The organism is Streptomyces sp. NPDC058284, assembly GCF_042881135.1.
GTDB lineage: Bacteria > Actinomycetota > Actinomycetes > Streptomycetales > Streptomycetaceae > Streptomyces.
Map to the genome: position 1 here is coordinate 1 of NZ_JBHVYE010000035.1, position 25652 is coordinate 25652.

Here is a 25652-nt window from a genome sequence, read left to right on the forward strand (position 1 = left end):
GCGGAGCATGCCCTGCGGGCTTGCGTCGCTTGCTGTAATCGATGGCCATCGCGTCCCCTGAGCTGGGGTGTTGCAACGACCACTAGAACTCAAGCGTCATCGCCGGGGGCCCTTCGCGTTTCACCGTCACATCACCGTCATACGCCCTGACGGTCACGCATGCGCGCGGTCACGACATCTTCAGCGACTCGGCCATCTTGGCCAGCTGCCCGAAGGACGCCGTACCGGTGATCACCGTGGTCGCGCCCTTGCCGCCCTTGCCGCCCTCGTCGCTCTTGCCGTCCTCGTCGCTCTTCTCGGCCTTCTCGGCCTTCTCGGCCTTCTCGGCCTGCCCGCCGAGCACCAGGGCGTTGTACTTCGAGCCCTTGTACCGCTGCCAGGTGCGGCCGCCGACCTCCTCGGTCGCTTCCGTCTTCGAGGCGTTGTGCGTGACGTCCTTGATGAACGCGGCCGGTTTCGCGGAGACGGACTGCTCGATCGCCACGTACTCGTCGTGCGGGTCGAGGAAGCCCAGGTGCCAGCTGTCGTCCTCGGCGCCCTTGTACCGCACCGACGTCGGCTTCCACTCCTTGGGCAGCCCCTCGGGCGCCGCCACGGGGTACGACGCCGCCCGCCGTGCCGTCAGGAGCTCCACGCGGTAGTCGACCCGCTTGACGGACGATTTGGACTCGTCGTGCGGTACGAAGATGTAGATCACGCCCGCAGCGAGGGTGATCGCCACCAACGACCACAGCATGTTCTTGACCGTCTGAGTGCCTTGTCTTCCTGCCACGCCCCCATGGTCTCAGGCGCACGGCGCGACTCGCCCCCCGGTGCCCGCCCCGCTCATGCGTGGGGCCCACTGCTCATTTTGTCGGCCTACGGATAGAGTCGTGCCACGCCCTCATCCGGCCGCCCTCCCGTCTCCCACCACCGCCCTTCCAAGGACGCCCTACGGGCGCGCCACTTTTTTGTATCAGCAGAAAGGTGCTCTCCGATGACCGAGCATCATCTCCCTTCCGAGCTCGAGGTCTCCCCCGAGGCTCCCGACCGCAACCTCGCCCTGGAGCTCGTCCGGGTCACCGAGGCGGCCGCCATGGCCGCGGGCCGCTGGGTCGGCCGCGGCGACAAGAACGGCGCGGACGGCGCGGCCGTCAGGGCCATGCGGACCCTCGTCTCCACCGTCTCGATGAACGGCGTCGTCGTCATCGGTGAGGGTGAGAAGGACGAGGCCCCGATGCTCTTCAACGGGGAGCACATCGGCGACAGCACCGGCGCCGAGGTCGACATCGCCGTCGACCCCATCGACGGCACGACCCTCTGCGCGAAGGGCATGCCGAACGCCATCGCCGTGCTGGCCGCCGCCGACCGCGGCGCGATGTTCGACCCGTCCGCCGTCTTCTACATGGACAAGCTGGTCACCGGCCCCGAGGCCGCGGACTACGTGGACATCAACGCGCCCGCCTCGGTCAACATCCGCCGCGTCGCCAAGGCCAAGAACTCCTCGCCCGAGGACGTCACGGTCATGATCCTCGACCGCCCGCGCCACGAGGGCATCGTCAAGGAGATCCGCGAGACGGGCGCCCGCATCAAGTTCATCTCGGACGGCGACGTCGCGGGGTCCGTCATGGCCGTCCGTGAGGGCACCGGCGTCGACCTCCTGATGGGCATCGGCGGCACCCCCGAGGGCATCATCTCGGCCTGCGCGATCAAGTGCCTGGGCGGCACCATCCAGGGCAAGCTGTGGCCCAAGGACGACGCGGAGCGTCAGCGCGCCATCGACGCGGGCCACGACCTGGACCGCACGCTCTCCACGGACGACCTGGTCAAGGGCGACAACGTCTTCTTCGTCGCGACCGGCATCACCGACGGCGAGCTGCTCCAGGGCGTGCGCTACCGGGCGGCGAACGCCTCGACGTCGTCCCTCGTCATGCGCTCCAAGTCGGGCACGATCCGCAAGATCGACTCCGACCACCGGCTGTCGAAGCTGCGCGCGTACAGCGCCATCGACTTCGACCGCGCCAAGTAGGACGCGGGCCGAGCAGGCCGGACCGGCCGGACCGGACAGGAACAAGGCATACGTCGGAGGGGGCGCCCCGTGCGGGGGACGCCCCCTTCGGCGTGCGTGGGCGGAGGGCTAGCCCGCCGCCGCGATACCCGTCGCGTGCGCCGCCTTCTGCAGCTCCAGGTCGCGCCGGCGACGACGGGCCAGGACGACGCGGCGCTCGGCGGCGGTGAGGCCGCCCCAGACGCCGTACGGCTCGGGCTGCAGGAGGGCGTGCTCGCGGCACTCGACCATCACGGGGCAGCGGGCGCAGACGCGCTTGGCCGCCTCCTCGCGTGACAGCCGCGCCGCGGTCGGCTCCTTGGACGGGGCGAAGAACAGGCCCGCCTCGTCACGACGGCACACGGCTTCGGTGTGCCATGGGGCGTCATCGTCCCGATCTCGCACGGGCACCCGCTGTGCCGGAACGGCGGCGGCCTGCAGAGACTGACGCGACGGTTGCAGCACGGGTCTACTCCTGACGACGGCTTCGCGAGCGAGAGACGATGCAGCAAGCTCTACCCGCTGTGTGCGCGCCTATGCACTGAGTTCCGATTACGGACGTTCAGCTTCCCCGGGACGACCCGTGACCTGGTCCCCGCGACGGCCCGTGCGCCGCCTTCATCCGAAGTGCTTGCGCAGCTGCCGGTGCAGATCGCGGACGAGCTTGCCGCGCTTGGGCCGTGCCTCGATGTTGCCGAGGACCGCTATGCCGTCCACGTACACGACGGGGGCGTCCTGGTCCGGCGAGTCGAGCGTGTCCACCTCGAAGTTGCCGAGGACGCCGGTGCCGCTGCCGCGCAGCGAGACGTTCTCCGGGACGCGGATCTCGACCGATCCGAAGATCGCGACGGCCTTGATGACCACCTGGCGCTGCTCGAAGATCGCCTCGCTCAGGTCGATCTCGACGCTGCCGAACACGGCGTACGCGTGCGTGCGGCGGGCCACCCGCCAGCGGCCCCTGCGCGCGGAACTGCTGAGCACCGCCACCAAGTTCTCGTCGGCGACCGGCGGGACGACGCCGGGGGACGGCCTGGAGGGGGCGGGCTCGGGGGCTCCTCTCCCGGCGGACGGCCGCCCGTGCGCCGCGGGCAAGTCCCGCACCAGCGGCTCCAGTTCGGCCACGGTCTTGGCGGCATACACCCCGTCGATCCGCTCGGAGTGCTCCTCCGCGGTCAGGCGGCCCTCGGCCAGGGCCTCACGCAGGATGTCCGCCGTCCGATCCCGGTCGGCGTCGGAGGCACGGAGCGCTGAGGGCTGCTTTTCGAGGTCCACGAAAGCAGCGTACCCAAACGCGATAGATCGCGACTACCCCTGTGGATAACCCGCCTCGGGTTACTGAGCCCTACCTCACAGACCCGGCTCGTTCCGCGCGCTCTACGCTGGATGGCGCGTCGCCAATGGAGGCCGCGCCGCTGTCTGCCGAGTGAGGAATGGCCGTAATGCCAGAGTTTGAGTACTCCGATCTGCTCCCGCTGGGAGAGGACACCACCCCGTACCGGCTGGTGACCTCCGAGGGTGTCTCCACTTTCGAGGCCGACGGGCGGACGTTCCTCAAGGTCGACCCGGAGGCGCTGCGCAAGCTGGCCGCCGAGGCGATCCACGACATCCAGCACTACCTGCGGCCCGCCCACCTGGCCCAGCTGCGGCGCATCGTCGACGACCCCGAGGCGTCGGGCAACGACAAGTTCGTGGCGCTCGACCTGCTGAAGAACGCGAACATCGCGGCGGCGGGCGTGCTGCCCATGTGCCAGGACACCGGCACCGCGATCGTCATGGGCAAGCGCGGACAGAACGTCCTCACCGAAGGTGAGGACGAGAAGGCGCTCTCCAAGGGCATCTACGACGCGTACACGAAGCTCAACCTGCGCTACTCCCAGATGGCCCCCCTGACCATGTGGGAGGAGAAGAACACCGGCTCCAACCTCCCCGCCCAGATAGAGCTGTACGCGACCGACGGCGGCGCCTACAAGTTCCTCTTCATGGCCAAGGGCGGCGGCTCCGCCAACAAGTCGTTCCTCTACCAGGAGACGAAGGCCGTCCTGAACGAGGCCTCCATGATGAAGTTCCTGGAGGAGAAGATCCGCTCCCTGGGCACGGCCGCGTGCCCGCCGTACCACCTGGCGATCGTCGTGGGCGGCACCAGCGCCGAGTTCGCGCTCAAGACCGCGAAGTACGCCTCCGCGCACTACCTCGACGAACTGCCCGCCGAGGGCTCCGCGACCGGCCACGGGTTCCGCGACAAGGAGCTCGAAGAGAAGGTCTTCGAGCTGACGCAGAAGATCGGGATCGGCGCGCAGTTCGGCGGCAAGTACTTCTGCCACGACGTGCGCGTGGTGCGCCTGCCGCGGCACGGCGCCTCGCTGCCCGTCGCCATCGCCGTCTCCTGCTCGGCCGACCGCCAGGCCACCGCGAAGATCACCGCCGAGGGCGTCTTCCTCGAGCAGCTGGAGACCGACCCGGCGCGCTTCCTGCCGGAGACGACGGACGAGACCCTCAACGACGACGCCGAGGCCGCGGACGTCGTGAAGATCGACCTCAACCAGCCGATGGACGACATCCTCGCCGAGCTCACCAAGCACCCGGTGAAGACCCGCCTCTCGCTCACGGGGCCGCTGGTCGTGGCCCGCGACATCGCGCACGCCAAGATCAAGGAGCGGCTCGACGCGGGCGAGGAGATGCCGCAGTACCTGAAGGACCACCCGGTGTACTACGCCGGCCCCGCGAAGACCCCCGAGGGTTACGCGTCCGGTTCCTTCGGCCCGACGACGGCCGGCCGCATGGACTCCTACGTGGAGCAGTTCCAGGCGGCGGGCGGTTCCAAGGTGATGCTGGCCAAGGGCAACAGGAGCAAGCAGGTCACCGACGCGTGCGACGCGCACGGCGGCTTCTACCTGGGCTCCATCGGCGGCCCCGCGGCGCGCCTCGCCCAGGACTGCATCAAGAAGGTCGAGGTCGTCGAGTACGAGGAGCTCGGCATGGAGGCGGTCTGGAAGATCGAGGTGGAGGACTTCCCCGCCTTCATCGTGGTCGACGACAAGGGCAACGACTTCTTCCAGAACCCGGCCCCGGAACCGACGTTCACGCACATTCCCGTGCGCGGACCGGGCCTGGCGTAGCACTTGGCGGCAGGGACCCTTCACGCGCGCGTGAAGGGTCCCTGCGGCGTTCTCAGGCGAACCGCTGGTTCGCCGCCCCCGTGCACTTCTGCAGCCGCACCGGCTCCCTGGCCCCCGCAAGGGTCAGGCAGAGTCCGGTGTCGGCGGCGGGGCGCACCGTCCCCGCGTCGCGCACGAACTTCTGGTTGGCGCCGCCGTGGCAGTTCCAGAGGGTGACGGCGGTGCCCTCCTTGTAGGAGGCGTCCGGCACGTCCACGCAGCGGTCCTGGGTCAGGCCCGTGTGCAGGGAGCCGCGCGCGTCGTCGTACCACCAGGTCTGGTTGCGGTTTCCGGTGCAGTCCCAGCCCTGGACTTTGGTGCCGTTGGCGCTCTTGGACGCGTCGACGTCCACGCAGGTGCCGGTGCCGGCGTTCTTCAGCGGCTTGTACGCGTCGTCCCACGCGCCTTCATACAGGGCGGGACTCCCCGTGCTGGCCGGGTCGGCGCAGCTGCCCTCGCGCCGGTCCGAGCGGTAGATCTGGGTGAGGCAGGACGCGAAGGCGGCGTGGCCGCGGGCGTTCGGATGGAAGGACTGGCGCACCGAGTTGGAGTCCGGCGGGAAGGGGTTGGACACGTCGACGTAGAGGCCGCGTGCCCAGGTGTCCTCCGTGCAGACCTCGTGGCCGTGGAAGAGGCGGGAGTTGTCGAGGTAGGTCGCGCCCGCGTTCCGCGCGGCCTTGCGCATGCCGGTCTCGAAGGCGGGCACCGCGTAGTTGCGGCCCCACTCGGTGTCGGAGTCGTAGCCGAGTCCGCCGCAGGCGAGCTTCCCCGGGAACTTGGGGTTGTCGCGGAAGTCCGGGCCGATCGGGCTCGGGTAGCCCATGGCGACCAGCTTGTAGTCGCCCTCCTGGTAGCCCGCGTCCTTCATGACCGTCTTCAGGTCGCGCAGCGACTGCTCGACCTTGGGTACGAGGGCGTCGACACGCGCCTGCCAGCCGGGCGTGTACTTGCCCGCGCAGGAGCCCTGGCTGAGCAGGAAACGCGTCACGCAGTCGGTCATCACCGGCGCGAATTCGAGGTCGTCGTTGGCGCCGATGACGAGCAGGATCGCCTTGATCCTGGTGTTGCGCGCCTTGATGGCGAGGTTGTCGCTCTGGACCAGCTCGTCGGCGTACTGCTTCTGGCCGCCGATCCTGATGTTGACGGTCTGCGCCCCCGAGCAGGCGACGTTGTACGTCACGTCGGCCGGGATGCCGGTGCGGTGGATCGCGGCGTCCGGCGAGCGGTGACACCAGTTGTCGGGGCCGTCGGTGCCCGGTTCGTAACGGCCCACGCCCTCGCCGGAGATCTCGCTGTCGCCGAGCGAGATCAGACCGGTCTTGCGGTCGGCCATCGGGCGCTCGGCGGGGCCGCCGTACAGCTTGGTGGCCTCGTCCGCCCGGATCTTCTCCAGCTCGGGCGGGAGGGGCGTCGCGGCGGGCGCCCTCTGCCCGCTCCCGTCCGCCGGCTGGGCGGGTACGGCGGCTGCCGTACCGAGTACCGCCGTCATCGCGACGGCTGCCGCGAACGAACATCGCAGCCGGCCCCTGCCACTGCCTCGTCCGCTGCCTCGTCCGCTGCGTCTGATGCGCTTCATTGCGCCTCCCCGGTGTGGTGTTACCCAGGGTTTTTACTGGTGGGTAGGAGGCTTGGGAATACCTGGAACAAGACAAGTGCTCAACTTTTCACGGGGTTTGAACGGAGAGGTAGGTTCAGGGCATGACCAGTGACGCCAGCGACGACCGCACCGGCGAGTACCGGATCGAACACGACTCCATGGGCGAGGTACAGGTCCCCGCGCACGCCAAGTGGCGGGCCCAGACCCAGCGCGCGGTGGAGAACTTCCCCGTCTCCGGGCAGGTACTCGAACGCGCCCACATCGCCGCCCTCGCGCAGATCAAGGCGGCCGCCGCCCAGGTCAACGCGGAGCTGGGCGTGGTCGACAAGGACGTCGCCGACGCCATCGCCGCCGCGGCAGCCGAGGTCGCCGAAGGGCGCTGGGACGACCACTTCCCGGTCGACGTCTTCCAGACCGGCTCCGGCACCTCGTCCAACATGAACACCAACGAGGTCCTGGCCACCCTCGCGACGGAACGGCTCGGCCGCGACGTCCACCCCAACGACCACGTGAACGCCTCGCAGTCGTCCAACGACGTCTTCCCCTCCTCGATCCACATCGCGGCGACGGGCGCGGTCACCGGCGACCTGATCCCCGCCCTGGAGCACCTCGCCGCCGCCCTGGAGCGCAAGGCGGAGGAGTTCGCCGACGTCGTGAAGTCCGGCCGTACGCACCTCATGGACGCCACCCCCGTGACCCTCGGCCAGGAGTTCGGCGGGTACGCGGCGCAGGTGCGGTACGGCGTCGAGCGGCTGCGCGCCTCGCTGCCCCGCCTCGCCGAACTGCCCCTGGGCGGCACCGCCGTGGGCACCGGCATCAACACTCCGCCCGGCTTCGCCGCCGCCGTCATCGCCGAGGTCGCGCGGGCCACCGGCCTGCCGCTGACCGAGGCGCGCGACCACTTCGAGGCGCAGGGCGCGCGGGACGGCATCGTCGAGACCAGCGGGCAGCTGCGGACCATCGGGGTCGGCCTGACGAAGATCGCCAACGATCTGCGGTGGATGGCGTCGGGCCCGCGCACGGGGCTCGCCGAGATCAGCCTGCCGGATCTGCAGCCCGGCTCGTCGATCATGCCGGGCAAGGTGAACCCGGTGATTCCTGAGGCGGCCCTGATGGTCGCCGCGCAGGTCACAGGCAACGACGCGACGGTCGCGGCGGCCGGCGCCGCGGGCAACTTCGAGCTGAACGTCATGCTCCCGGTCATCGCCAAGAACGTCCTTGAGTCGATCCGGCTGCTCGCCAACGTCTCGCGCCTGCTCGCCGACCGTACCGTCGACGGGATCACCGCCCACCGCGAACGGGCCCGTGAGTACGCCGAGTCGTCGCCCTCCGTCGTGACGCCGCTGAACAAGTACATCGGGTACGAGGAGGCGGCGAAGGTGGCGAAGAAGTCCCTGGCCGAACGGAAGACGATCCGCGAAGTGGTGCTCGAATCCGGTTACGTCGACCGGGGCGACCTCACCCTGGAGCAGTTGGACGAGGCACTGGACGTCCTGCGCATGACGCACCCCTGACGCGTCCCGGCGCGGACCCGCCCCCGGCGGAGGGGGCGTCTAGTATCTGTCCATGACAGACCTCGACGGGAAGACGACGGCCGGTGGCGGAGCGGCGCGGTGGGCGCCCGGGGACCACGTCCTGTGGCGGTACCGGGAGAACTCCGGTACCCGGGTCCACATCTGCCGCCCCGTCACCGTCGTGCGCGACACCGCCGAACTGCTCGCCGCGTGGATGGCGCCCGGCACCGAGTGCGTGAAGCCGGTGATCGCCGACGGGACTCCCCTGCACCGCGAACCGCTCGCCACCCGCTACACCAAGCCGCGCGCGGTACGCAGGGACCGCTGGTTCGGCACCGGCGTCCTCAAGCTCGCGCGGCCGGGCGAGCCCTGGTCGGTCTGGCTGTTCTGGGACGCGGGCTGGAAGTTCAAGAACTGGTACGTGAACCTGGAGGAGCCGCGCGTGCGTTGGGCCGGCGGCGTCGACTCCGAGGACCACTTTCTGGACATCTCCGTGCGCCCGGACCGCAGCTGGCGCTGGCACGACGAGGACGAGTTCGAGCAGGCCCGCCGAGTGGGCCTGATGGACGCGGACAAGGCCGCCGGGGTACGCGCCGCCGGACGCGCCGCACTTGACGTGATCGAGTCCTGGGGCACACCGTTTTCGGACGGCTGGCAGCACTGGCGTCCCGATCCGTCCTGGGTCGTACCGTCCCTTCCGGATGACTGGGACCGTACGCCCGCGCACGTGTCGACATGAGACCCTTGATGCGCCCCCGTGGTTCAAACGTAGGATCGTCCTCCGCAAGGGCGCACCACAGCAACTCCGTGCGTTCGCGCGGTGCCTGACAGGAAGTCATCGAGGGGCGGCAGAACGTGAGCGAGGACCGCAGAGGTCAGGCCGAGGCCTTTGACGCCATCGGGCAGCACTACGACGACGCCTTCCCGCACAAGGAAGGCCAACTGGACGCCGGACGCCGTATCGCCGAGGCGCTTCCGGCCGGGTCCCGCGTCCTGGACGTGGGCTGCGGCACCGGCCTGCCCACCGCCCGCCAGCTGTCCGAATCCGGCCACTCGGTGCTCGGCACGGACATCTCGGCGGGCATGCTGGAGCTGGCAGGAAAGAACGTCCCGGCAGTCGAGTTCCGGCAACTCGACATCGCGGACCTGCGGGCGGATGGACCGGGCGGGGTCGGCACGTTCGACGGCATCGTCTGCTTCTTCGCCCTCCTGATGCTGCCGCGCGTGGAGATCCCCGAGGCGCTGCGGCGGCTGCACGGTCTGCTGCGGCCGGGAGGCCTGATGGAGCTGTCCATGGTCGAGGCCGACCTGGATGACGCGGCAATTCCGTTCCTGGGACACACAATCCGGGTATCCGGTTACCTGCGGGACGAACTGCGGCAGGTCGTACGGGACGCGGGCTTCGAGATCACCGGCGAGGACACGTACTCGTACGCCCCCGCGAGCACCGACGTACCACCCGAGCACCAGGTCTTTCTGCACTGCCGACGCGGCTGAGCAACGTGCAACGCTGGACGGCGCGCACGGCGCGCAGCCCCGGACGGACGGATTCGAAACGCGTGACGGAGCACCTCACCCCCCACGAGGGTCGCAAGGCACCAGGTGCCGGGACGACCGCCCCCGCGGATTCCCGCGGGGCGCTGCTGCGTTCCACCGAACCATCGGCGGGCGCCGGGTCAGCGGCACAGCAAGCCGGCGAGTCGCGCCCGGGCGCCCCCGTGCCGTCCGGCGAGCACTCCCAGTCCTCGGCCGCCGAGCCCGACCCGCACCGGCCGCGCCCGGTGCCCGAGAGCGGCGTGCCGTCCCAGGGCGGACCCGCCCCTGCCGGACTCCCGGCCCCGCCGGACGGCGGGGAGCGGCGCTCCGGGCAGCCGAGACCGCCGGGTTCGGGCCCCGTGGCGATGCGGCGCGACGGTGACCGGCTGCGTTTCGTGGGCGCCGCGACCCGGCGCATCGCGCGCGGCATCGACCTCGACGAGATCGTGATGGGCCTGTGCCGGGCGACGGTGCCGACGTTCTCCGACGCGATCCTGGTCTATCTGCGCGACCCGCTGCCCGTCGGCGACGAGCGGCCGACCGGTCCGCTGGTGCTCCGGCTGCGCCGCTCCGACCGGCTGCGCTCCATCGAGGAGGGCGCCGAGGAGCCGGACACCGAGGGCGGCACGCAGCCCGCGCTGCAGATGGTGCAGTCCGACATCACCGACGTGATGGGCAGCGCCGAGCTGTGCGAGGTGCGGCCGGGCGGCGCGCTCGCCGAGGTCCTGCGCGGCGTGCGCCCGGTCTTCGCGGACTCGGTGGCCGCGCGGGCGGCGCTGCCCGAGCTGCTCGGCGAGGGGCGCACCCTGCCGGGCGGCCAGCGGGCCATACTGGCGCCGCTGCGGGGCCGCCGCAGGGTGATCGGCGCGGCCGTGTTCCTGCGCCGCCCCGACCGGCCCGCGTTCGAGGGCGACGACCTCCTCGTCGCCGCCCAGCTGGCCACGCACAGCGCGCTCGGCATCGACAAGGCCGTCCTGTACGGCCGCGAGGCGTACATCGCCGACGAGCTGCAGCGCACCATGCTGCCCGAGACGCTGCCGCGCCCGACCGGCGTGCGGCTCGCCTCGCGCTACCTCCCGGCCGCCGAGACGGCCCGCGTCGGCGGCGACTGGTACGACGCGATCCCGCTGCCCGGCAGCCGCGTCGCCCTGGTCGTGGGCGACGTCATGGGGCACTCCATGACCTCAGCCGCGATCATGGGCCAGCTGCGCACGACGGCGCAGACCCTGGCCGGTCTCGACCTGCCGCCCCAGGAGGTCCTGCACCACCTGGACGAGCAGGCCCAGCGGCTCGGCTCCGACCGCATGGCCACCTGCCTGTACGCGGTGTACGACCCGGTCTCGCACCGCATCACCATCGCCAACGCGGGCCACCCGCCGCCCGTGCTGCTGCACCTGGGCGGTCGCGCCGAGGTGCTCCGGGTGCCGCCGGGCGCCCCCATCGGCGTGGGCGGCGTCGACTTCGAGGCCGTCGAGCTGGACGCCCCCGCGGGCGCGACGCTCCTCCTCTACACGGACGGGCTCGTCGAGTCCCGCCTTCGCGACGTGTGGACCGGCATAGAGCAGCTGCGCGAACGGCTCGCCGCCACCGCGCAGCTGACGGGCCCCGACCACCCGCCGCCCCTGGAGGCGCTCTGCGACGAGGTGCTCGACATGCTCGGTCCTGGCGACCGGGACGACGACATCGCGCTGCTCGCCGCCCGCTTCGACGGGATCGCCCCGAGCGACGTCGCGTACTGGTTCCTGGAGCCGGAGAACGCGACGCCGTCCCGCGCCCGCCGGCTGGCCCGCAGCGCGCTGGTGCGCTGGGGTCTCGAGGAGCTGACCGATTCGGTGGAGCTACTGGTCAGCGAGGTCGTGACCAACGCCGTGCGGTACGCGTCGCGGCCGATCACGCTGCGCCTGCTCCGCACCGACGTGCTGCGCTGCGAGGTCGGCGACGACGTGCCGCAGCTGCCCCGGCTGCGCAACGCCCGCGCCACCGACGAGGGCGGTCGCGGCCTGTACCTGGTCAACAAGATGGCGCGGCGCTGGGGCGCGACGCGGCTGAGCACCGGGAAGGTGGTCTGGTTCGAGCTGAACCGGAGCTGAGCGCCCCGCAGGCGACGTACGAAGGCGCCCCGGACCTTTTCGGTCCGGGGCGCCTTCTTCGTGCTCGGTCTCGGAGCCTGCTTCTTCGTGCTCGGGCTCGGAGCCCGTCCTGCTCAGTCCCTGCCGAACAAGCCGTCCTCGGGATCCTCCGGGTCGATCGTCGAGGTCGGCGGGGCCGTCGGGGTCTGCGTCGGCTTCTGCGTCGGCTTCTGCGTCGGACTCTGGGTCGGGCTCTGCGTCGGCTTCTGCGTCGGGCTCTGCGTCGGACTCTGGGTCGGCTTGTGCGTCGGCTCCGTCGGGGTGCTCGTCGGCTCCTTGGGCGCCTTCGACGTCGGGTCCGGCGGCGGCGCGACGGCCGCGCCCATGTCCGTCTTGAGGTCGAACTCGCTCGGCGCGCCCATGGCGTCGAACGTGTAGGCCGCCCAGATCTCGGCCGGGAAGCTGCCGCCGTCGATGCGCGCCTCGCCGAGCGCGCCCTTCATGGGAACCTGCCGGCCCCTCTCCGGGGTGCCCGGGGCGCCCTCGCCGAAGAGGCCGACGGAGGTGACCAGCTTCGGCGTGTAGCCGGTGAACCAGGCCGACTTGTTGTCGTCGGAGGTACCGGTCTTGCCCGCCACGTCCTGCGACGGGTTGCGCACCGCGTGGCCCGTACCGTCGTCGACCACACCGGTCAGGACCGAAGTGAGCGAGTCGGCGGTGCCGCGCTTGATGACCTGGTCGCCGATCGGGTCGGGCAGGTCGACGGCGCGGTCCTTGTGCTCGACGGAGCCGACGAGCGCCGGGGTGACCTTCTTGCCGTGGTTGTCGAGCGTGGCGTAGACGCCCGCCATCTCCAGCGGGCTCGCGCCCATGGAGCCCAGGGTCTGCGCGGGCACGGCGGGCAGGCCGTCGACGTTCATGCCGAGCGTGCCGGCCATCTTCATGACCTCGGGCATCCCCACGTCGACGCCCATCTGCGCGAAGACGGAGTTGATGGACTTGTTCATCGCCTTCTGGACGGTGACGGGCCCGTAGTTGACGCCGTCCTCGTTCGGCGGCGCGAAGCCGACCTCACTGCCCCTGACCGGCCGCTTGCTGGTGCCGTCGTAGATCGTGTTCGCCGTGATCGGCTTGCCGTCCTGCGTGGTGGCGCCGTGCTCCAGGGCCGCGGCGAGGATCAGCGGCTTGAAGGTGGAGGCGGACTGGTAGTCGCGGCGGACGGCGTTGTTCGTGTAGTGCTTCACGTAGTTCTCGCCGCCGTACATGGCGAGAACCTTGCCGGTCTTCGGGTCGACGGACGCGGCGCCCGCCTGGACCCGCGCGTCCGCCTTGTTCTTCTTGCGGTCGAGCCTGTCGTTCAGCTTCTTGTCGACGGCCCGTTCGAGCTGCTTCTGCTTCTTGGGGTCGATGTTCAGCGTGACGGTGTAGCCGCCGGCCTCGAACTGGGCCTCGCTGAGGTCGCTGTTGCGCAGCACCTCGCGCTTGGCGGCCTCCACCAGGTAGCCGATCTGGCCCTCGCGGCCGGGCGGGGCCTTGGGGGGCTTCGGCGTGGGGAACTTCAGCTCGTCCCGCTTGCCCGAGTCGAGCCAGCCCTCCTCGACCATGTTGTCCAGGACGTAGTTCCAGCGCTGCTTGACGAGCTTCTTGCCGGTCGGCGTCGCGGCCGCCCAGTCGTACTGGCTGGGGGCCTGGAGCAGCGCGGCGAGGTAGGCGCCCTGCTGGACGTTGAGGTCCTTGGCGTCGACGCGGTAGTAGGCCTGGGCGGCGGCCTGGATGCCGTAGGCGCCGCGGCCGTAGTAGCTGGTGTTGATGTAGCCCGCGAGGATGTCGTCCTTGCTCTTCTCGCGGTCCACCTTCAGCGAGATGACGAGTTCCTTCAGCTTGCGGCTGACGGTCTGGTCCTGGCTGAGGTAGTAGTTCTTCACGTACTGCTGGGTGATGGTCGAACCACCCTGCTTGCCCTTGCCGGTCACCGTGTTCAGGACGCCTCGTGCGGTGCCCTTGAAGTCGATGCCCTCGTCCTTGTAGAAGGACTTGTTCTCGGCGGCGACGAAGGTCTTCTGGACCTCCTCGGGCACCTTGTCCAGGTCGACGATCTCGCGGTTCACGTCGCCGGTCCGGGCGATGACCTCGCCGTTGCTGTACTTGTAGACGTTGCTCTGCATCTTCGCCGCGGGGTTGCCCTCGGGGACGTCCACCACGAGGTACAGGACCACGAAGCCGAGCATGCCGAGCAGGCAGAACCCGAAGAACGTGCCGAGGATCTTCTTCCAGGTGAAGAAGCGGCGTATGCCGGTGCGCTTGGGCTTGCCCCCGCCGGACGGGCGCCCGCGCGCTGCCCGGCGGGCACCGCGCTGCCGCGCTTGTCGTTCTTCGGCTCGGCCCATGACTGAGAGTGCTCCGCTTCCGTCTAGTCAACATGCGTACGTCGAGTCAGCTCATGAAGCTAACACCGCACCGCGGGACAAACTCCTGCCCATCCGGTCTTTTCCGGACGTGACAATGAGCACCTGCCCCTAAGGAACCGACGTCCGCCGCGCCCCTATGGTTGCCCGCCCCTCACACAAATGATCTCTGCACGGTGTGTATACGTGCCGCGTATACACAGCACGTATACACACCGTGTAGAGTGCTCCGCATGTCCATTGGCCATACCCTTCTGGGTCTCCTGGAGTCGGGCCCCCGGCACGGCTACGACCTCAAGCGCGCCTTCGACGAGAAGTTCGGGCACGACAAGCCCCTGCACTACGGGCAGGTCTACTCGACCATGTCCCGGCTCTTGAAGAACGGCCTCGTCGAAGTCGACGGCATAGAGGCGGGCGGCGGTCCCGAGCGCAAGCGGTACGCGATCACCGAGGCGGGCGTCACGGACGTCCACCGCTGGCTCGCCACCCCCGAGAAGCCGGAGCCCTACCTCCAGTCGACGCTCTACACCAAGGTCGTCCTCGCGCTGCTCACCGGCCGCGACGCCGCCGAACTCCTCGACGTACAGCGCGCGGAGCACCTGCGCCTGATGCGCATCCTCACCGACCGCAAGCGCAAGGGCGACCTCGCCGACCAGCTCATCTGCGACCACGCGCTCTTCCACCTCGAAGCCGACCTGCGCTGGCTTGAGCTGGCCGCCGCACGCCTCGGCAAGCTCGCCCAGGAGGTGCGCTCCTCATGACCCCCGCAGGTTCCCTCCTCGTGGCCGACGGACTCCGCAAGTCGTACGGCCCGACCACCGCGCTCGACGGCGCACAGTTCTCCATCCACCCCGGCGAGGTCGTCGCCGTCATGGGCCCTTCCGGCTCGGGAAAGTCGACCCTGCTGCACTGCCTCGCCGGGATCGTCCGCCCCGACGCGGGCTCCATCACGTACGGCGGCCGCTCACTGACCGGCATGTCGGACGCCGAACTGAGCGCCCTGCGCCGCAGCGAGTTCGGCTTCGTCTTCCAGTTCGGCCAGCTCGTGCCCGAGCTCACCTGCGTCGAGAACGTCGCACTGCCGCTGCGCCTGAACGGCGTCAAGCGCAAGGAGGCCGAGGCGACCGCCCGCTCCTGGATGGAGCGCCTGGAAGTCGACGACGTGGCCGCCAAGCGGCCCGGCGAGGTCTCCGGCGGACAGGGCCAGCGCGTCGCCGTCGCCCGCGCCCTGGCCACCACCCCGCGCGTCATCTTCGCCGACGAGCCGACCGGCGCCCTCGACTCGCTCAACGGCGAGCGCGTCATGGAGCTCCTGACCGACGCGGCCCGCTCGGCCAACACGGCCGTCGTCCTGGTCACCCACGAGACCCGCGTCGCCGCCTACTCCGACCGCGAGATCGTCGTGCGGGACGGGAAGTCCCGTGACATGGAGCGGGCCTCATGAGCGACACCCGAGTGCGCCCGGGGCCCTCGACAGCGGCGCCGAGCTCCAAGGCCCCGACCGGAGTCGCCGCCTGGCTGCGCGACCTGGGCATGGGCATACGGTTCGCGACGGGCGGCGGCCGCGAGGGCTGGATCCGCACGGTCCTGACCGCTGTCGGCGTCGGCCTCGGCGTCGCGCTGCTGCTCGGCGCCGCATCGGTGCCGAACATGCTGCAGAACCGCGACGACCGGTCGTTCGCCCGCACACCGCACTCCTCCCTCGACGGTTCGCCGGTCAAGGCGTCCGAGTCGACGGTGGTCATGCGCAACACCGGTACCACGTTCCGCGAGAAGAGCCTGACCGGCTTCTTCGTGCGCGCCGACGGCAGGAGCCCGGCGCTGCCGCCCGGACTCGACAAGCTCCCCGCGCCCGGCGAGATGGTCGTCTCGCCCGCGCTGCGCGACCTGCTCGACGACCCGGCGAACAAGCTGCTCAAGGAACGCTTCGGCGACTACCGCGTGACCGGCACCATCGGCGAGGCGGGCCTCCTCTCACCCGTGGAGCTCTACTACTACGCGGGCAGCGACAAGATCACCGCGACGGGCAACAACTACCGCGTCGAGGGCTTCGGGCAGGACGACTCACTGCCCCTCGACCCGTTCCTGATGGCGCTCGTCGTGCTGATCTGCGTCGTCCTCCTCACCCCGGTGGCGATCTTCATCGGCACGGCCGTCCGGTTCGGCGGCGACCGGCGCGACCGGCGGCTCGCGGCCCTGCGCCTGGTCGGCGCGGACGCCCGTGCGGTGCGCAGGATCGCGGCGGGCGAAGCGCTGTTCGGCGCGCTCCTCGGGCTCGCCGCGGGTGCCGTGTTCTTCCTGCTCCTGCGGGAGCTGGTGGGCGTGGTCGACCTGACGAACGTCAGCGCCTACCCCTCCGACATGGTGCCGTCGCCCGGCCTGGTCGCGCTGGTCGCGGTGGCCGTGCCGGTGGCCGCGGTCCTGGTGACGCTGATCTCGCTGCGCTCGGTCGCCATCGAACCCCTCGGCGTGTTCCGGGGCGCCAAGCAGCGCAAGCGCCGCCTGTGGTGGCGGCTCGTCCTGCCGGTCCTCGGCATCGGCATCCTGCTCTACTCCGGCCGCATCGACCGCGACATGGGCAACGACGCCGTCAACGTGACCGCGATCGCGGTGGGTTCGGCGCTCTCCCTGATCGGGCTCAGCGCGCTGCTTCCCTGGCTCGTCGAGGCCGTCGTGGGACGACTGCGCGGCGGGCCCGTGCCCTGGCAACTCGCCGTCCGCAGGCTTCAGATGACCACCGGCACCGCATCCCGCGCGGTCAGCGGGATCACCGTCGCGGTGGCGGGCGCGGTGGCGCTGCAGATGATGTTCGCGTCCATGCACGACGACTTCAACGAGATCACGGGGCAGGACACCACGCGCGCCCAGCTCACGGTCCGCAGCGGGGCCGCCAGTGGCCCCCTCAGCCAGCGGATGATCGACGACTTCGCCGCGACCAAGGGCGTCACCAAGGTCATCGGGACCGTGCAGGCGTTCGTCACCCGCCCCGACGGCAAGAAGGTCAACAACCTCACGCCGACCACGCAGGTGACCATCGGCACCTGCGCGACCCTGGGCGAGCTGGCGGCCATCGGCTCGTGCAAGGACGGCGACACCTTCATCTCGCACACCGGCAGCAAGGAGCAGAACGGCTGGGTGGACCAGACGGCACGCCCCGGCAAGCCGGTCAATGTCGGGCCCGACCCCGACTTCCACAAGAAGGCGGACCCGGTCCTGTGGACGCTGCCCAAGGACACGCCCACCGTCCAGGCGCGGCCCAACCCGTCCGGCAGGAAGATCGACGGCATCTTCGCGACGCCGGGCGCCATCGACGTCAAGAAGCTGGACGACGCGTCGACGACCTCCTGGGTCAAGACCGACCCGAAGGTGGCGGACGCCGAGGAGTACGTGCGCAACACGGCGCTCCGCATCGATCCGTTCATCGGTGTGGACACCCTGAAGTCGGTCGACCGCGACAAGCAGTACGCGTCCATCGCGCGCGGTCTGCAGATCGGCGCGAGCGCCACGATGACGCTGATCGCGGCCTCCATGCTGGTCTCGATGATCGAGCAACTGCGTGAGCGCAAGAGGCTGCTCGCGGCACTCACCGCGTTCGGCACGCGCCGCTCGTCGATGGCGTGGTCGCTCCTGTGGCAGACGGCGGTCCCGGTCGCCCTCGGACTCGGCCTCGCGATCATCGGCGGTCTCGGCCTCGGCGTGGTCATGACCCGCATGATCGACAAGTCGGTCACCGACTGGTGGTCGTTCCTGCCCCTGACGGGCGCGGGCGCGGCGATGGTGGCCGCCGTCACGCTCCTCAGCCTGCCACCGCTGCGCCGCATGATGAGGCCGGACGGCTTGCGCACGGAGTAGCTCCGGGCGCCGGGGCTTTCAGAGGCGGCGCCCAGGGGGCCTTCAGGGGCGGCGCCGGGGGTTGCTTTCAGGGCCGCGGGGAGCTGCGCGGACAGCCACGTCCGACCCGCGGCCAGCGGACCGGCATCGCGGCGGTACGCCGGTGCGGGATCACACCACCACCCGCACCGGCAACGCCCGCACCGCCTCCTTCAGGGCCCGCGCCAGCTCCTCGTACTCCGCGGCCCGCGCCGCCCCCGCCCGCATCGCGAGGGCGATCCGCCGGGTCGGCGCCGGATCGGCGAAGTACCCGGTGAGCAGCTGATTGCTGCGGCTCGTCTCCACCCGCACAGCCGTGCGCGGCAGCAGCGTCACGCCGAGCCCGCCCGCGACCAGCTGGACGAGCGTGGAGAGCCCGGCGGCGGTCGTGGTGACGGGAGCCTCCGCGCGGCCCGCCTCCCGGCAGATGTCGAGGGCCTGGTCCCGCAGGCAGTGCCCCTCGTCGAGGAGCAGCAGGTTCAGCTCCTTCAGCGCCTCGCGCGGAATGCCCTCGCGGCCGCCGAGCCAGTGATCCAGCGGCGTGACGAGCACGAAGTCCTCGTCGAAGAGCGGCAGCTCCGCCACCCCCGGCACCCCGAGCGGCACCGCGAGCAGCAGCAGGTCGAGCCGTCCGGCCGTGAGCCCTTCGAGGAGCGAGGAGGTCTGCTCCTCGTGCACCTGGAGGTCCAGGTCGGGATACTTGTCGTGGACCAGCGTGATCACCGCGGGCAGCAGGTACGGCGCCACGGTCGGGATCACGCCGAGCCGCAGCGCGCCGGTGAACGGTGCCTTGACGGCGTCGGCCTCCTCCATGAGCGCCTCGACCTCGTCGAGGACCGCCTTCACCCGCAGGGCGAGCCGCTCGCCGGCGGGCGAGAGCAGCACCTTCCGGGTGGTCCGCTCCAGGAGCTTGACACCCAGTGCCTCCTCCAGCGCGGCCACGGCCCCGGAGAGGGCGGGCTGACTCATCCCGATCGCGGCCGCGGCGTCCCGGAAGTGCAGATGCTCGGCCACGGCGGCGAAGGCGCGCAGCTGCGCAAGACTCGGCTGCCTGCCGTTTGTCGGCTTTCCCCTATATATGGCTCGCACTGATAACCACCTCCGATCAACACGACCCACTCTAGCTATTTCCGTAATCAATGCACCCTGTGCCACCATCGACATCAGTCCAACCCCACAGGAAACTCCCCAAAAGGGAGTCTCTCTGCTGCAAGGAGTACGTGTGCTCACTGTCGGTGACAAGTTCCCCGAGTTCGACCTGACCGCCTGCGTCTCGCTTGAGAAGGGCGCGGAGTTCGAGCAGATCAACCACAAGACCTACGAGGGCAAGTGGAAGGTCGTCTTCGCTTGGCCCAAGGACTTCACCTTCGTGTGCCCGACGGAGATCGCGGCGTTCGGCAAGCTGAACGACGAGTTCGCCGACCGCGACGCCCAGATCCTCGGCTTCTCCGGTGACTCCGAGTTCGTGCACCACGCCTGGCGCAAGGACCACCCGGACCTCACCGACCTGCCCTTCCCGATGATGGCCGACTCGAAGCACGAGCTCATGCGTGAGCTCGGCATCGAGGGCGCGGACGGCTTCGCGCAGCGCGCCGTCTTCATCGTCGACCAGAACAACGAGATCCAGTTCACGATGGTGACCGCCGGTTCCGTGGGCCGTAACCCCAAGGAGGTCCTGCGGGTCCTCGACGCCCTGCAGACCGACGAGCTCTGCCCGTGCAACTGGACCCAGGGCGACGAGACCCTCGACCCGGTCGCGCTGCTCTCGGGCGAGTGAACAGGAGTCTTCTGACATGGCACTCGACGAACTGAAGTCCGCCGTACCGGACTACGCCAAGGACCTGAAGCTGAACCTCGGCTCGGTCATCGGCAACTCGGACCTGCCGCAGCAGCAGCTGTGGGGCACCGTGCTGGCCTGCGCCATCGCGTCCCGCTCCCCCAAGGTGCTGCGCGAGCTGGAGCCCGAGGCGAAGGCCAACCTCTCCCCCGAGGCGTACACCGCCGCCAAGTCGGCCGCCGCCGTCATGGCGATGAACAACGTCTTCTACCGCACGCGTCACCTGCTCTCCGACCCGGAGTACGGGACGATGCGCGCCGGTCTGCGGATGAACGTCATCGGCAACCCGGGCGTCGAGAAGGTCGACTTCGAGCTGTGGTCCCTCGCGGTCTCCGCGATCAACGGCTGCGGCCAGTGCCTGGACTCGCACGAGCAGGTCCTGCGCAAGGCCGGTGTCGACCGCGAGACGATCCAGGAGGCGTTCAAGATCGCCGCGGTCATCCAGGCCGTGGGCGTCACGCTGGACTCCGAGGCGCACCTCGCGGAGTGACCTCCGCACCCTCGAAAACACCGGCCGGGCTGGATTCCTCCAGCCCGGCCGGTGTTTTCGTGTGTCCCGGAGCTACTGCTGCGGCGGCTCCGCCGGGGCGGCGTCCACGGCGGTGGCCCCCCTCGGCTGCGGCGCCTGCTTGAGCGCCGCCTCGCGGGAGTACGCCCGCAGGTAGCCGACGACCGTGTTGGTGACGGCCACCAGCGGTACCGCCACGACCGCACCGCCGACCCCGGCGACCATGCCGCCCGCGGCGACGGACAGGATCACCGCCAGCGGATGCACCCGCACCGCGCGGCCGAGGATGAACGGCTGCAGGATGTGCCCCTCGATCTGCTGCACCGCGAGGACCACCGCGAGCGCCATCACCGCGGTGAACACGCCCTGCGTCACCAGCGCGACGACCACCGCGAGCGCGCCGGAGACCACGGCACCGACCAGCGGCACGAACGCGGCGAGGAAGATGATGACGGCGAGCGGCACCGCCATCGGCACCCCGAGGAAGTAGATGCCGAGGCCGATGAAGATGGCGTCGATGAGAGCCACTATCACCGTGCCGCGCACATACGCGGTGAGCGTGCGCCACGCCCGCGGCCCCGCGCCCGCGATGCCGGGCCGCGCCTGGGCGGGCATCAGCTTCAGGAACCACTGCCAGATGCGCTTGCCGTCGTAGAGCAGGAAGAGCGTCGAGAACATCGCCAGCAGGATGCCGGTCAGCATCTCGACGATGACGGTGACGCCTTCGAGGCCCGCGGAGGTGAGCTCCTCGGTGTTGGAGCCGACCGCGTCCCGCAGGCTCTTGGCGATGTCGTTGATCTGGTCCTCGGTCACGTGGAACGGGCTGTTGAGGAGCCACTTGCGCAGATCCTCGATGCCGCCCTGGACCTGCCGGGAGAGTTCGTCGGCGTTCTCCATGACCTGCCAGACCACGAACCAGCCGACCAGGCCCATGATGACGAAGCCGAGGATCGCCGTGACCGCCGTCGCGAGGCCGCGCGGAAGCCCGAGCCGCCGCAGCCGGGCCACGGTGGGCTGCAGCAGCGCGGTGAACAGGAGCGCGGCTACGAAGGCGAGCACGACGAGCTGCACCGCGCTGATGACCTTCATCAGGACCCAGAGGGTGCCCGCGAGGACGAGGAGGCGCCAGCCGGCCTCGGCCGCGACGCGCATGCCCCACGGGATGGAGGCCACAGGGTCGGGTCTGGCCGCTATGGCCGGCGCGTACGCGGGCGGCGGCGGCACGTGTTCGGTGTCCTCGGCGGAGGAGACTCCCGGCTCGTCGGTCTCGGAGTCGGCGTCCTCGTCGCGGCGCTGCTCGTTCAACCTCTCGCCCATCTCACTCAGCCCGGCGCCCAGCCGGCCGAGCCATCCTGGCACTCGCGACATGATCCGTCCTCTACCCCCGTCGTTCCCCACCGCTCCCCCCTGGAGCTGTCGCACCGACCGTACACGGGAGAGACCCCCCACCGAAGGACGGTGAGGGGCCTCTCAAGGTTGAGCACCGGTAGGGCCGGATCCGGCCTAGTACCAGCTGTTCGCCTGCCAGAAGCTCCAGGCTCCGCACGGGCTGCCGTAGCGGTCGTTCATGTACCCGAGGCCCCACTTGATCTGCGTGGCCGGGTTGGTCTGCCAGTCGGCGCCCGCCGAGGCCATCTTGGAACCGGGCAGCGCCTGCACGAGGCCGTACGCACCGGAACCGGCGTTGGTGGCCTTGTAGTTCCACGTGGACTCGTGGTTGACGATGTTGCTGAAGCACTGGAACTGGTCGCCGGGGACCATCTGCCGTGCCATCGCCTGGACCTGAGCGACCGTGTAAGAGCTCTGGGGCGAGAAGCTGGAGGCGTCGCGGGCGGAGGAGCGGCTGGCCTTGTTCTCGGCCTTCTCCTCACGCTCCTTCTTGGCGGCGGCCTTCTTGGCCGCCTCCTCCTTCTCCGCCTTCGCCGCGGCCTTCTGCTTCTCGATCGCCGATGCGGCGGCCTGCTTGCGGGCCTCCTCCGCGGCGGTCTTCCGCGCCGCGTTGTCGGCGGCCATGGCCTGCGCGTCGGCCTGCTGCGTCAGGGAGACGGTCTGGACCTGCGCCTGCTGACCCGCGGGGATGTCTGCGAGGAGCGTCGCATCGCTTGCAGCTGCCTCGAAGTCGTTCGTGTTCGAGGGCTGGGTGTTGCCCGAGGCGACACCCACGACAGCGCCGACGGTGGTGACCGCGGTGGCAGATGCCACGGCGAATCCCCGGACCGAAATCCGGCTCACACGGTTTCCTTCCAGCATCGCCCGCATAGGTGACCTCGCGGACGCAATCGTGCCCCTGGCACTGGCCTCCGCTTGCGATCGGTCACGGGAGGCACGGACCCGGTGCTCAACTCCCGTGACGGGAGCGTCGCGTGGTGCTTCGGGCGGCATGCGACGGTCACTATGAAGTTCTGGTGTTCGGTACCGCTGGGGGTACAGGTGTGTCGCATGCGGGGCCTGACAGGACCCAGACTCTGCCCCAGCCGGACACCGCAAGGCAATTCTCCGTTGCGTGGGAAAGCTCACACCCCGTTTGCCCCACGAGTTTTACGGAAAGAGGCGCGCACTGAGACGCCGCCCGGCTAGGCTCCTTCGCTTCGCCGGGCGGCGCCAACTACGGTGCGATTGCCGTCATGTGCCTCAGAGGTGACCGTCCTCCAGCATTTCGGTCACCAGGGCCGCGATCTGCGAACGCTCCGACCGCGTGAGCGTGACGTGCGCGAAGAGCGGATGCCCCTTCAGCTTCTCGACGACGGCGACCACGCCGTCGTACCGCCCGACGCGGAGGTTGTCGCGCTGGGCCACGTCATGGGTCAGTACGACACGGGAGTTCGCCCCGATCCTGGACAGAACGGTCAACAGGACGTTCCGCTCCAGGGATTGCGCCTCGTCCACGATCACGAAGGCGTCGTGCAGCGAGCGCCCCCGGATATGGGTGAGCGGCAGCACTTCGAGCATCCCGCGCGCCGTGACCTCCTCGATGACCTCCTTGCCCGCCACCGAACCGAGCGTGTCGAAGACCGCCTGCGCCCAGGGGCCCATCTTCTCCGCCTCGGTGCCGGGCAGATAGCCGAGCTCCTGCCCGCCCACCGCGTACAGCGGCCGGAAGACCATCACCTTCTGGTGCTGCCGGCGCTCCAGGACGGCCTCCAGGCCCGCGCAGAGCGCCAGCGCCGACTTGCCGGTGCCCGCGCGGCCGCCCATCGAGACGATGCCGACGTCCGGGTCGAGGAGCAGATCGAGCGCGATCCGCTGCTCGGCGCTGCGGCCCTTGATGCCGAAGGCCTCCCGATCCCCGCGTACGAGGCGGACGTTGCCCTCGGACGTGACGCGGCCCAGCGCCTTGCCCCGCTCCGACTGGATGGTGAGCCCCGTGTGCACGGGCAGGTCGGCCGCCTCGGGGACGTACAGGGTGTCCTCTTCGAAGAGGAGGTCCACCTGTTCGGCCGAGAGCGTCAGTTCGGACATGCCGGTCCAGCCGGAGTCCGTGATGGCGAGCTCGGCGCGGTACTCCTCGGCGAGGAGGCCGACCGAGGACGCCTTGATCCTGAGCGGCAGGTCCTTGGAGACGACGGTGACGTCGTACCCCTCCGCCTGGAGGTTGCGCGCGACGGCGAGAATCCGTGAGTCGTTGTCCCCCAACCGGTAGCCGGCCGGAAGTACGCCGGGATCGGAGTGGTTGAGCTCGACGCGCAGCGAACCGCCCAGGTCCCCGATCGGGATCGGGGCGTCCAGGCGGCCGTGCCGGATACGGAAGTCGTCCAGCAGGCGCAGCGCCTGCCGGGCGAAGTAGCCGAGCTCCGGATGGTGCCGCTTGGCCTCCAGCTCCGTCACCACGACGACGGGCAGCACGACTTCGTGCTCGTCGAAGCGGGTCAGGGCGTTCGGGTCGGCCAGCAGGACGCTGGTGTCGAGAACATAGGTGCGCCTGTCGGGCATGCGGCGCTTTGTGCTGGTCACCACGGAAGGACGTACCCCCTCGGATGAGGTCGGGGAGCGACGGGAGGGATGCCGGGGGCGATCCGGCGGGTGTGAGCCGGACCGGTCACGGGCCGCGGTGCGCGGGCCGAGCGCCGGCCCTCCACGTCGCCCGTGCTGCTCACACGGTCGTCCTGGTGCAACGGGCCTCCCGGGCGGACGGCTCATGCCGCCCGCTGAGATACGACGTCCCTGTCGGATACTGCTGAGACGTCGACCTGGAAGGCTTATTCCCTCGAACAAGCGCAGCCATGCCATGGCATATGACGACGCGTTGGTTAACTCCGGGTTACCCCGACCTCAGGGGCGTGCCCGGTCAGCCGCCGTAGCGGCGGTGGCGGGCCGCGTAGTCACGCAGCGCGCGCAGGAAGTCGACCTTGCGGAAGGCCGGCCAGAAGACTTCGCAGAAGTAGTACTCGGAGTGGGCGGACTGCCAGAGCATGAATCCGGAGAGACGCTGCTCACCACTCGTTCGGATCACCAGGTCGGGGTCCGGCTGGCCGCTGGTGTAGAGGTGCTTGGAGATCTGGTCGATGTCGACGCTCTCCGCGACCTCCTCCAGGCTGCTGCCCTTGTCCGCCTGCTCCAGGAGCAGCGAGCGGACCGCGTCGGCGATCTCCTGGCGGCCGCCGTAGCCGACGGCGACGTTGACCAGTATCCCGGTGTTGGTCCGGGTCGCCTCTTCGGCTTCCTTCATCACCATCTGGGTGTGGGCGGGCAGCAGGTCCAGCGCGCCGACGTGGTGCACGCGCCAGCGGCCGTCGGCGACGAGCGAGCGGACGGTGGCCTCGATGATGCCGAGGAGCGGCTTCAGCTCGTCGTCGGGCCGGTCGAAGTTGTCGGTGGACAGCATCCACAACGTCACGACCTCGACGTCCGTCTCGGCGCACCAGCCGAGGAACTCCTCGATCTTGTGTGCGCCCGCCTGGTGGCCCTCTGCGGTGGTCCCGCCCGCCGCCTTCGCCCAGCGGCGGTTGCCGTCGAGGATGACCCCGATGTGCTTGGGCACCTGGTCGTGGTCGAGGCGGCCTTCCACCCGGCGTGCGTAAAGTCCGTACACCAGGTCGCGCAGGTTCACGTGTGTCAGCCTCCAGCAGATGGCGATCCTCCAGGGGCGCGCCCAGAGCAACCCCGAGGGCGACACCCTACCGCCGCTCGAGCGTCCC

Annotated in this window: 21 protein-coding genes; 11 read left to right on the forward strand and 10 right to left on the reverse strand. The window is 70.1% G+C overall.

Going from position 1 to position 25652, the window contains the following annotated elements; genetic code table 11:
• Positions 1–169 precede the first annotated feature (169 nt).
• Positions 170–772 (reverse strand): DUF4245 domain-containing protein, encoded by a 603-nt coding sequence (locus tag ACFVYR_RS33245; RefSeq protein ID WP_384263284.1) that lies wholly within the window; start codon positions 770–772, stop codon positions 170–172.
• A gap of 204 nt (positions 773–976) precedes the next feature.
• On the opposite strand from ACFVYR_RS33245, the gene glpX reads away from it, so the two are divergent.
• Positions 977–2008, forward strand: coding sequence for a class II fructose-bisphosphatase (gene glpX, locus ACFVYR_RS33250; RefSeq protein ID WP_384263285.1), 1032 nt, complete (start codon positions 977–979; stop codon positions 2006–2008).
• A gap of 108 nt (positions 2009–2116) precedes the next feature.
• On the opposite strand, the gene ACFVYR_RS33255 is transcribed toward glpX, so the two are convergent.
• Together ACFVYR_RS33255 and ACFVYR_RS33260 are read right to left on the reverse strand one after the other, a co-directional pair.
• A complete protein-coding gene (locus ACFVYR_RS33255) occupies positions 2117–2491 on the reverse strand; it encodes a WhiB family transcriptional regulator (RefSeq protein WP_384263287.1) in 375 nt (124 codons plus the stop codon).
• A gap of 153 nt (positions 2492–2644) precedes the next feature.
• Positions 2645–3298, reverse strand: a complete 654-nt coding sequence (locus tag ACFVYR_RS33260; RefSeq protein ID WP_384263290.1) for a DUF1707 domain-containing protein — start codon at positions 3296–3298, stop codon at positions 2645–2647.
• A gap of 167 nt (positions 3299–3465) precedes the next feature.
• Here ACFVYR_RS33260 and ACFVYR_RS33265 point away from each other — a divergent pair, with 167 nt between their 5' ends.
• Positions 3466–5142, forward strand: a complete 1677-nt coding sequence (locus ACFVYR_RS33265; protein WP_384263292.1) for a fumarate hydratase — start codon at positions 3466–3468, stop codon at positions 5140–5142.
• Positions 5143–5194: 52 nt separating this feature from the next.
• Here the strand turns inward: ACFVYR_RS33265 and ACFVYR_RS33270 are convergent, their stop codons facing one another.
• Positions 5195–6757, reverse strand: coding sequence for a ricin-type beta-trefoil lectin domain protein (locus ACFVYR_RS33270; protein WP_384263294.1), 1563 nt, complete (start codon positions 6755–6757; stop codon positions 5195–5197).
• Between the two features lie 122 nt (positions 6758–6879).
• On the opposite strand from ACFVYR_RS33270, the gene ACFVYR_RS33275 reads away from it, so the two are divergent.
• From ACFVYR_RS33275 to ACFVYR_RS33290, 4 genes are all read left to right on the forward strand, one after another.
• Complete coding sequence (locus ACFVYR_RS33275) at positions 6880–8292, forward strand: class II fumarate hydratase (RefSeq protein ID WP_384263297.1); 1413 nt, start codon at positions 6880–6882, stop codon at positions 8290–8292.
• 52 nt (positions 8293–8344) lie between these two features.
• Positions 8345–9031, forward strand: a complete 687-nt coding sequence (locus ACFVYR_RS33280; RefSeq protein ID WP_384263299.1) for a DUF402 domain-containing protein — start codon at positions 8345–8347, stop codon at positions 9029–9031.
• A gap of 116 nt (positions 9032–9147) precedes the next feature.
• On the forward strand, positions 9148–9789 hold the full coding sequence (locus ACFVYR_RS33285; RefSeq protein ID WP_384263301.1) for a class I SAM-dependent methyltransferase: 642 nt from the start codon (positions 9148–9150) through the stop codon (positions 9787–9789).
• Positions 9790–9851: 62 nt separating this feature from the next.
• Positions 9852–11918 (forward strand): SpoIIE family protein phosphatase, encoded by a 2067-nt coding sequence (locus ACFVYR_RS33290; protein WP_384263303.1) that lies wholly within the window; start codon positions 9852–9854, stop codon positions 11916–11918.
• A 113-nt stretch (positions 11919–12031) separates the two neighbouring features.
• Here ACFVYR_RS33290 and ACFVYR_RS33295 read toward each other — a convergent pair whose 3' ends face one another.
• Positions 12032–14284, reverse strand: a complete 2253-nt coding sequence (locus tag ACFVYR_RS33295; protein ID WP_384263305.1) for a transglycosylase domain-containing protein — start codon at positions 14282–14284, stop codon at positions 12032–12034.
• A gap of 251 nt (positions 14285–14535) precedes the next feature.
• Here ACFVYR_RS33295 and ACFVYR_RS33300 point away from each other — a divergent pair, with 251 nt between their 5' ends.
• Genes ACFVYR_RS33300 through ACFVYR_RS33310 form a run of 3 tightly spaced genes read left to right on the forward strand, consistent with a single transcriptional unit; the run spans position 14536 to position 18154 of the window.
• Positions 14536–15063 (forward strand): PadR family transcriptional regulator, encoded by a 528-nt coding sequence (locus ACFVYR_RS33300; protein WP_384263307.1) that lies wholly within the window; start codon positions 14536–14538, stop codon positions 15061–15063.
• Positions 15060–15746, forward strand: coding sequence for an ABC transporter ATP-binding protein (locus tag ACFVYR_RS33305; RefSeq protein WP_384263310.1), 687 nt, complete (start codon positions 15060–15062; stop codon positions 15744–15746). Before ACFVYR_RS33300 ends, ACFVYR_RS33305 begins: the two co-directional genes overlap by 4 nt.
• Entirely contained in the window at positions 15743–18154 is a 2412-nt protein-coding gene (locus ACFVYR_RS33310; RefSeq protein ID WP_384263312.1) for an ABC transporter permease, read from the forward strand. The genes ACFVYR_RS33305 and ACFVYR_RS33310 overlap by 4 nt, the downstream gene beginning before the upstream one ends.
• A 150-nt stretch (positions 18155–18304) precedes the next feature.
• On the opposite strand, the gene ACFVYR_RS33315 is transcribed toward ACFVYR_RS33310, so the two are convergent.
• Entirely contained in the window at positions 18305–19261 is a 957-nt protein-coding gene (locus ACFVYR_RS33315; RefSeq protein WP_384263315.1) for a LysR substrate-binding domain-containing protein, read from the reverse strand.
• Positions 19262–19394: 133 nt separating this feature from the next.
• Between ACFVYR_RS33315 and ACFVYR_RS33320 the strand changes: the two genes are divergently transcribed.
• Both ACFVYR_RS33320 and ACFVYR_RS33325 read left to right on the forward strand, forming a co-directional pair.
• Entirely contained in the window at positions 19395–19949 is a 555-nt protein-coding gene (locus tag ACFVYR_RS33320; RefSeq protein ID WP_384263317.1) for a peroxiredoxin, read from the forward strand.
• Between the two features lie 16 nt (positions 19950–19965).
• A complete protein-coding gene (locus tag ACFVYR_RS33325) occupies positions 19966–20499 on the forward strand; it encodes an alkyl hydroperoxide reductase (RefSeq protein ID WP_055568864.1) in 534 nt (177 codons plus the stop codon).
• A gap of 72 nt (positions 20500–20571) precedes the next feature.
• On the opposite strand, the gene ACFVYR_RS33330 is transcribed toward ACFVYR_RS33325, so the two are convergent.
• From ACFVYR_RS33330 to ACFVYR_RS33345, 4 genes are all read right to left on the reverse strand, one after another.
• Entirely contained in the window at positions 20572–21885 is a 1314-nt protein-coding gene (locus ACFVYR_RS33330; protein WP_384261645.1) for an AI-2E family transporter, read from the reverse strand.
• 135 nt (positions 21886–22020) lie between these two features.
• Complete coding sequence (locus tag ACFVYR_RS33335) at positions 22021–22767, reverse strand: lytic transglycosylase domain-containing protein (protein ID WP_384261642.1); 747 nt, start codon at positions 22765–22767, stop codon at positions 22021–22023.
• Between the two features lie 381 nt (positions 22768–23148).
• A complete protein-coding gene (locus tag ACFVYR_RS33340; protein WP_384261640.1) occupies positions 23149–24471 on the reverse strand; it encodes a PhoH family protein in 1323 nt (440 codons plus the stop codon).
• Positions 24472–24802: 331 nt separating this feature from the next.
• The gene (locus tag ACFVYR_RS33345; protein ID WP_384261637.1) at positions 24803–25564 is read right to left on the reverse strand and encodes an isoprenyl transferase; all 762 of its coding nucleotides are present in this window, start codon (positions 25562–25564) and stop codon (positions 24803–24805) included.
• Between the last annotated feature and the right edge of the window lie 88 nt (positions 25565–25652).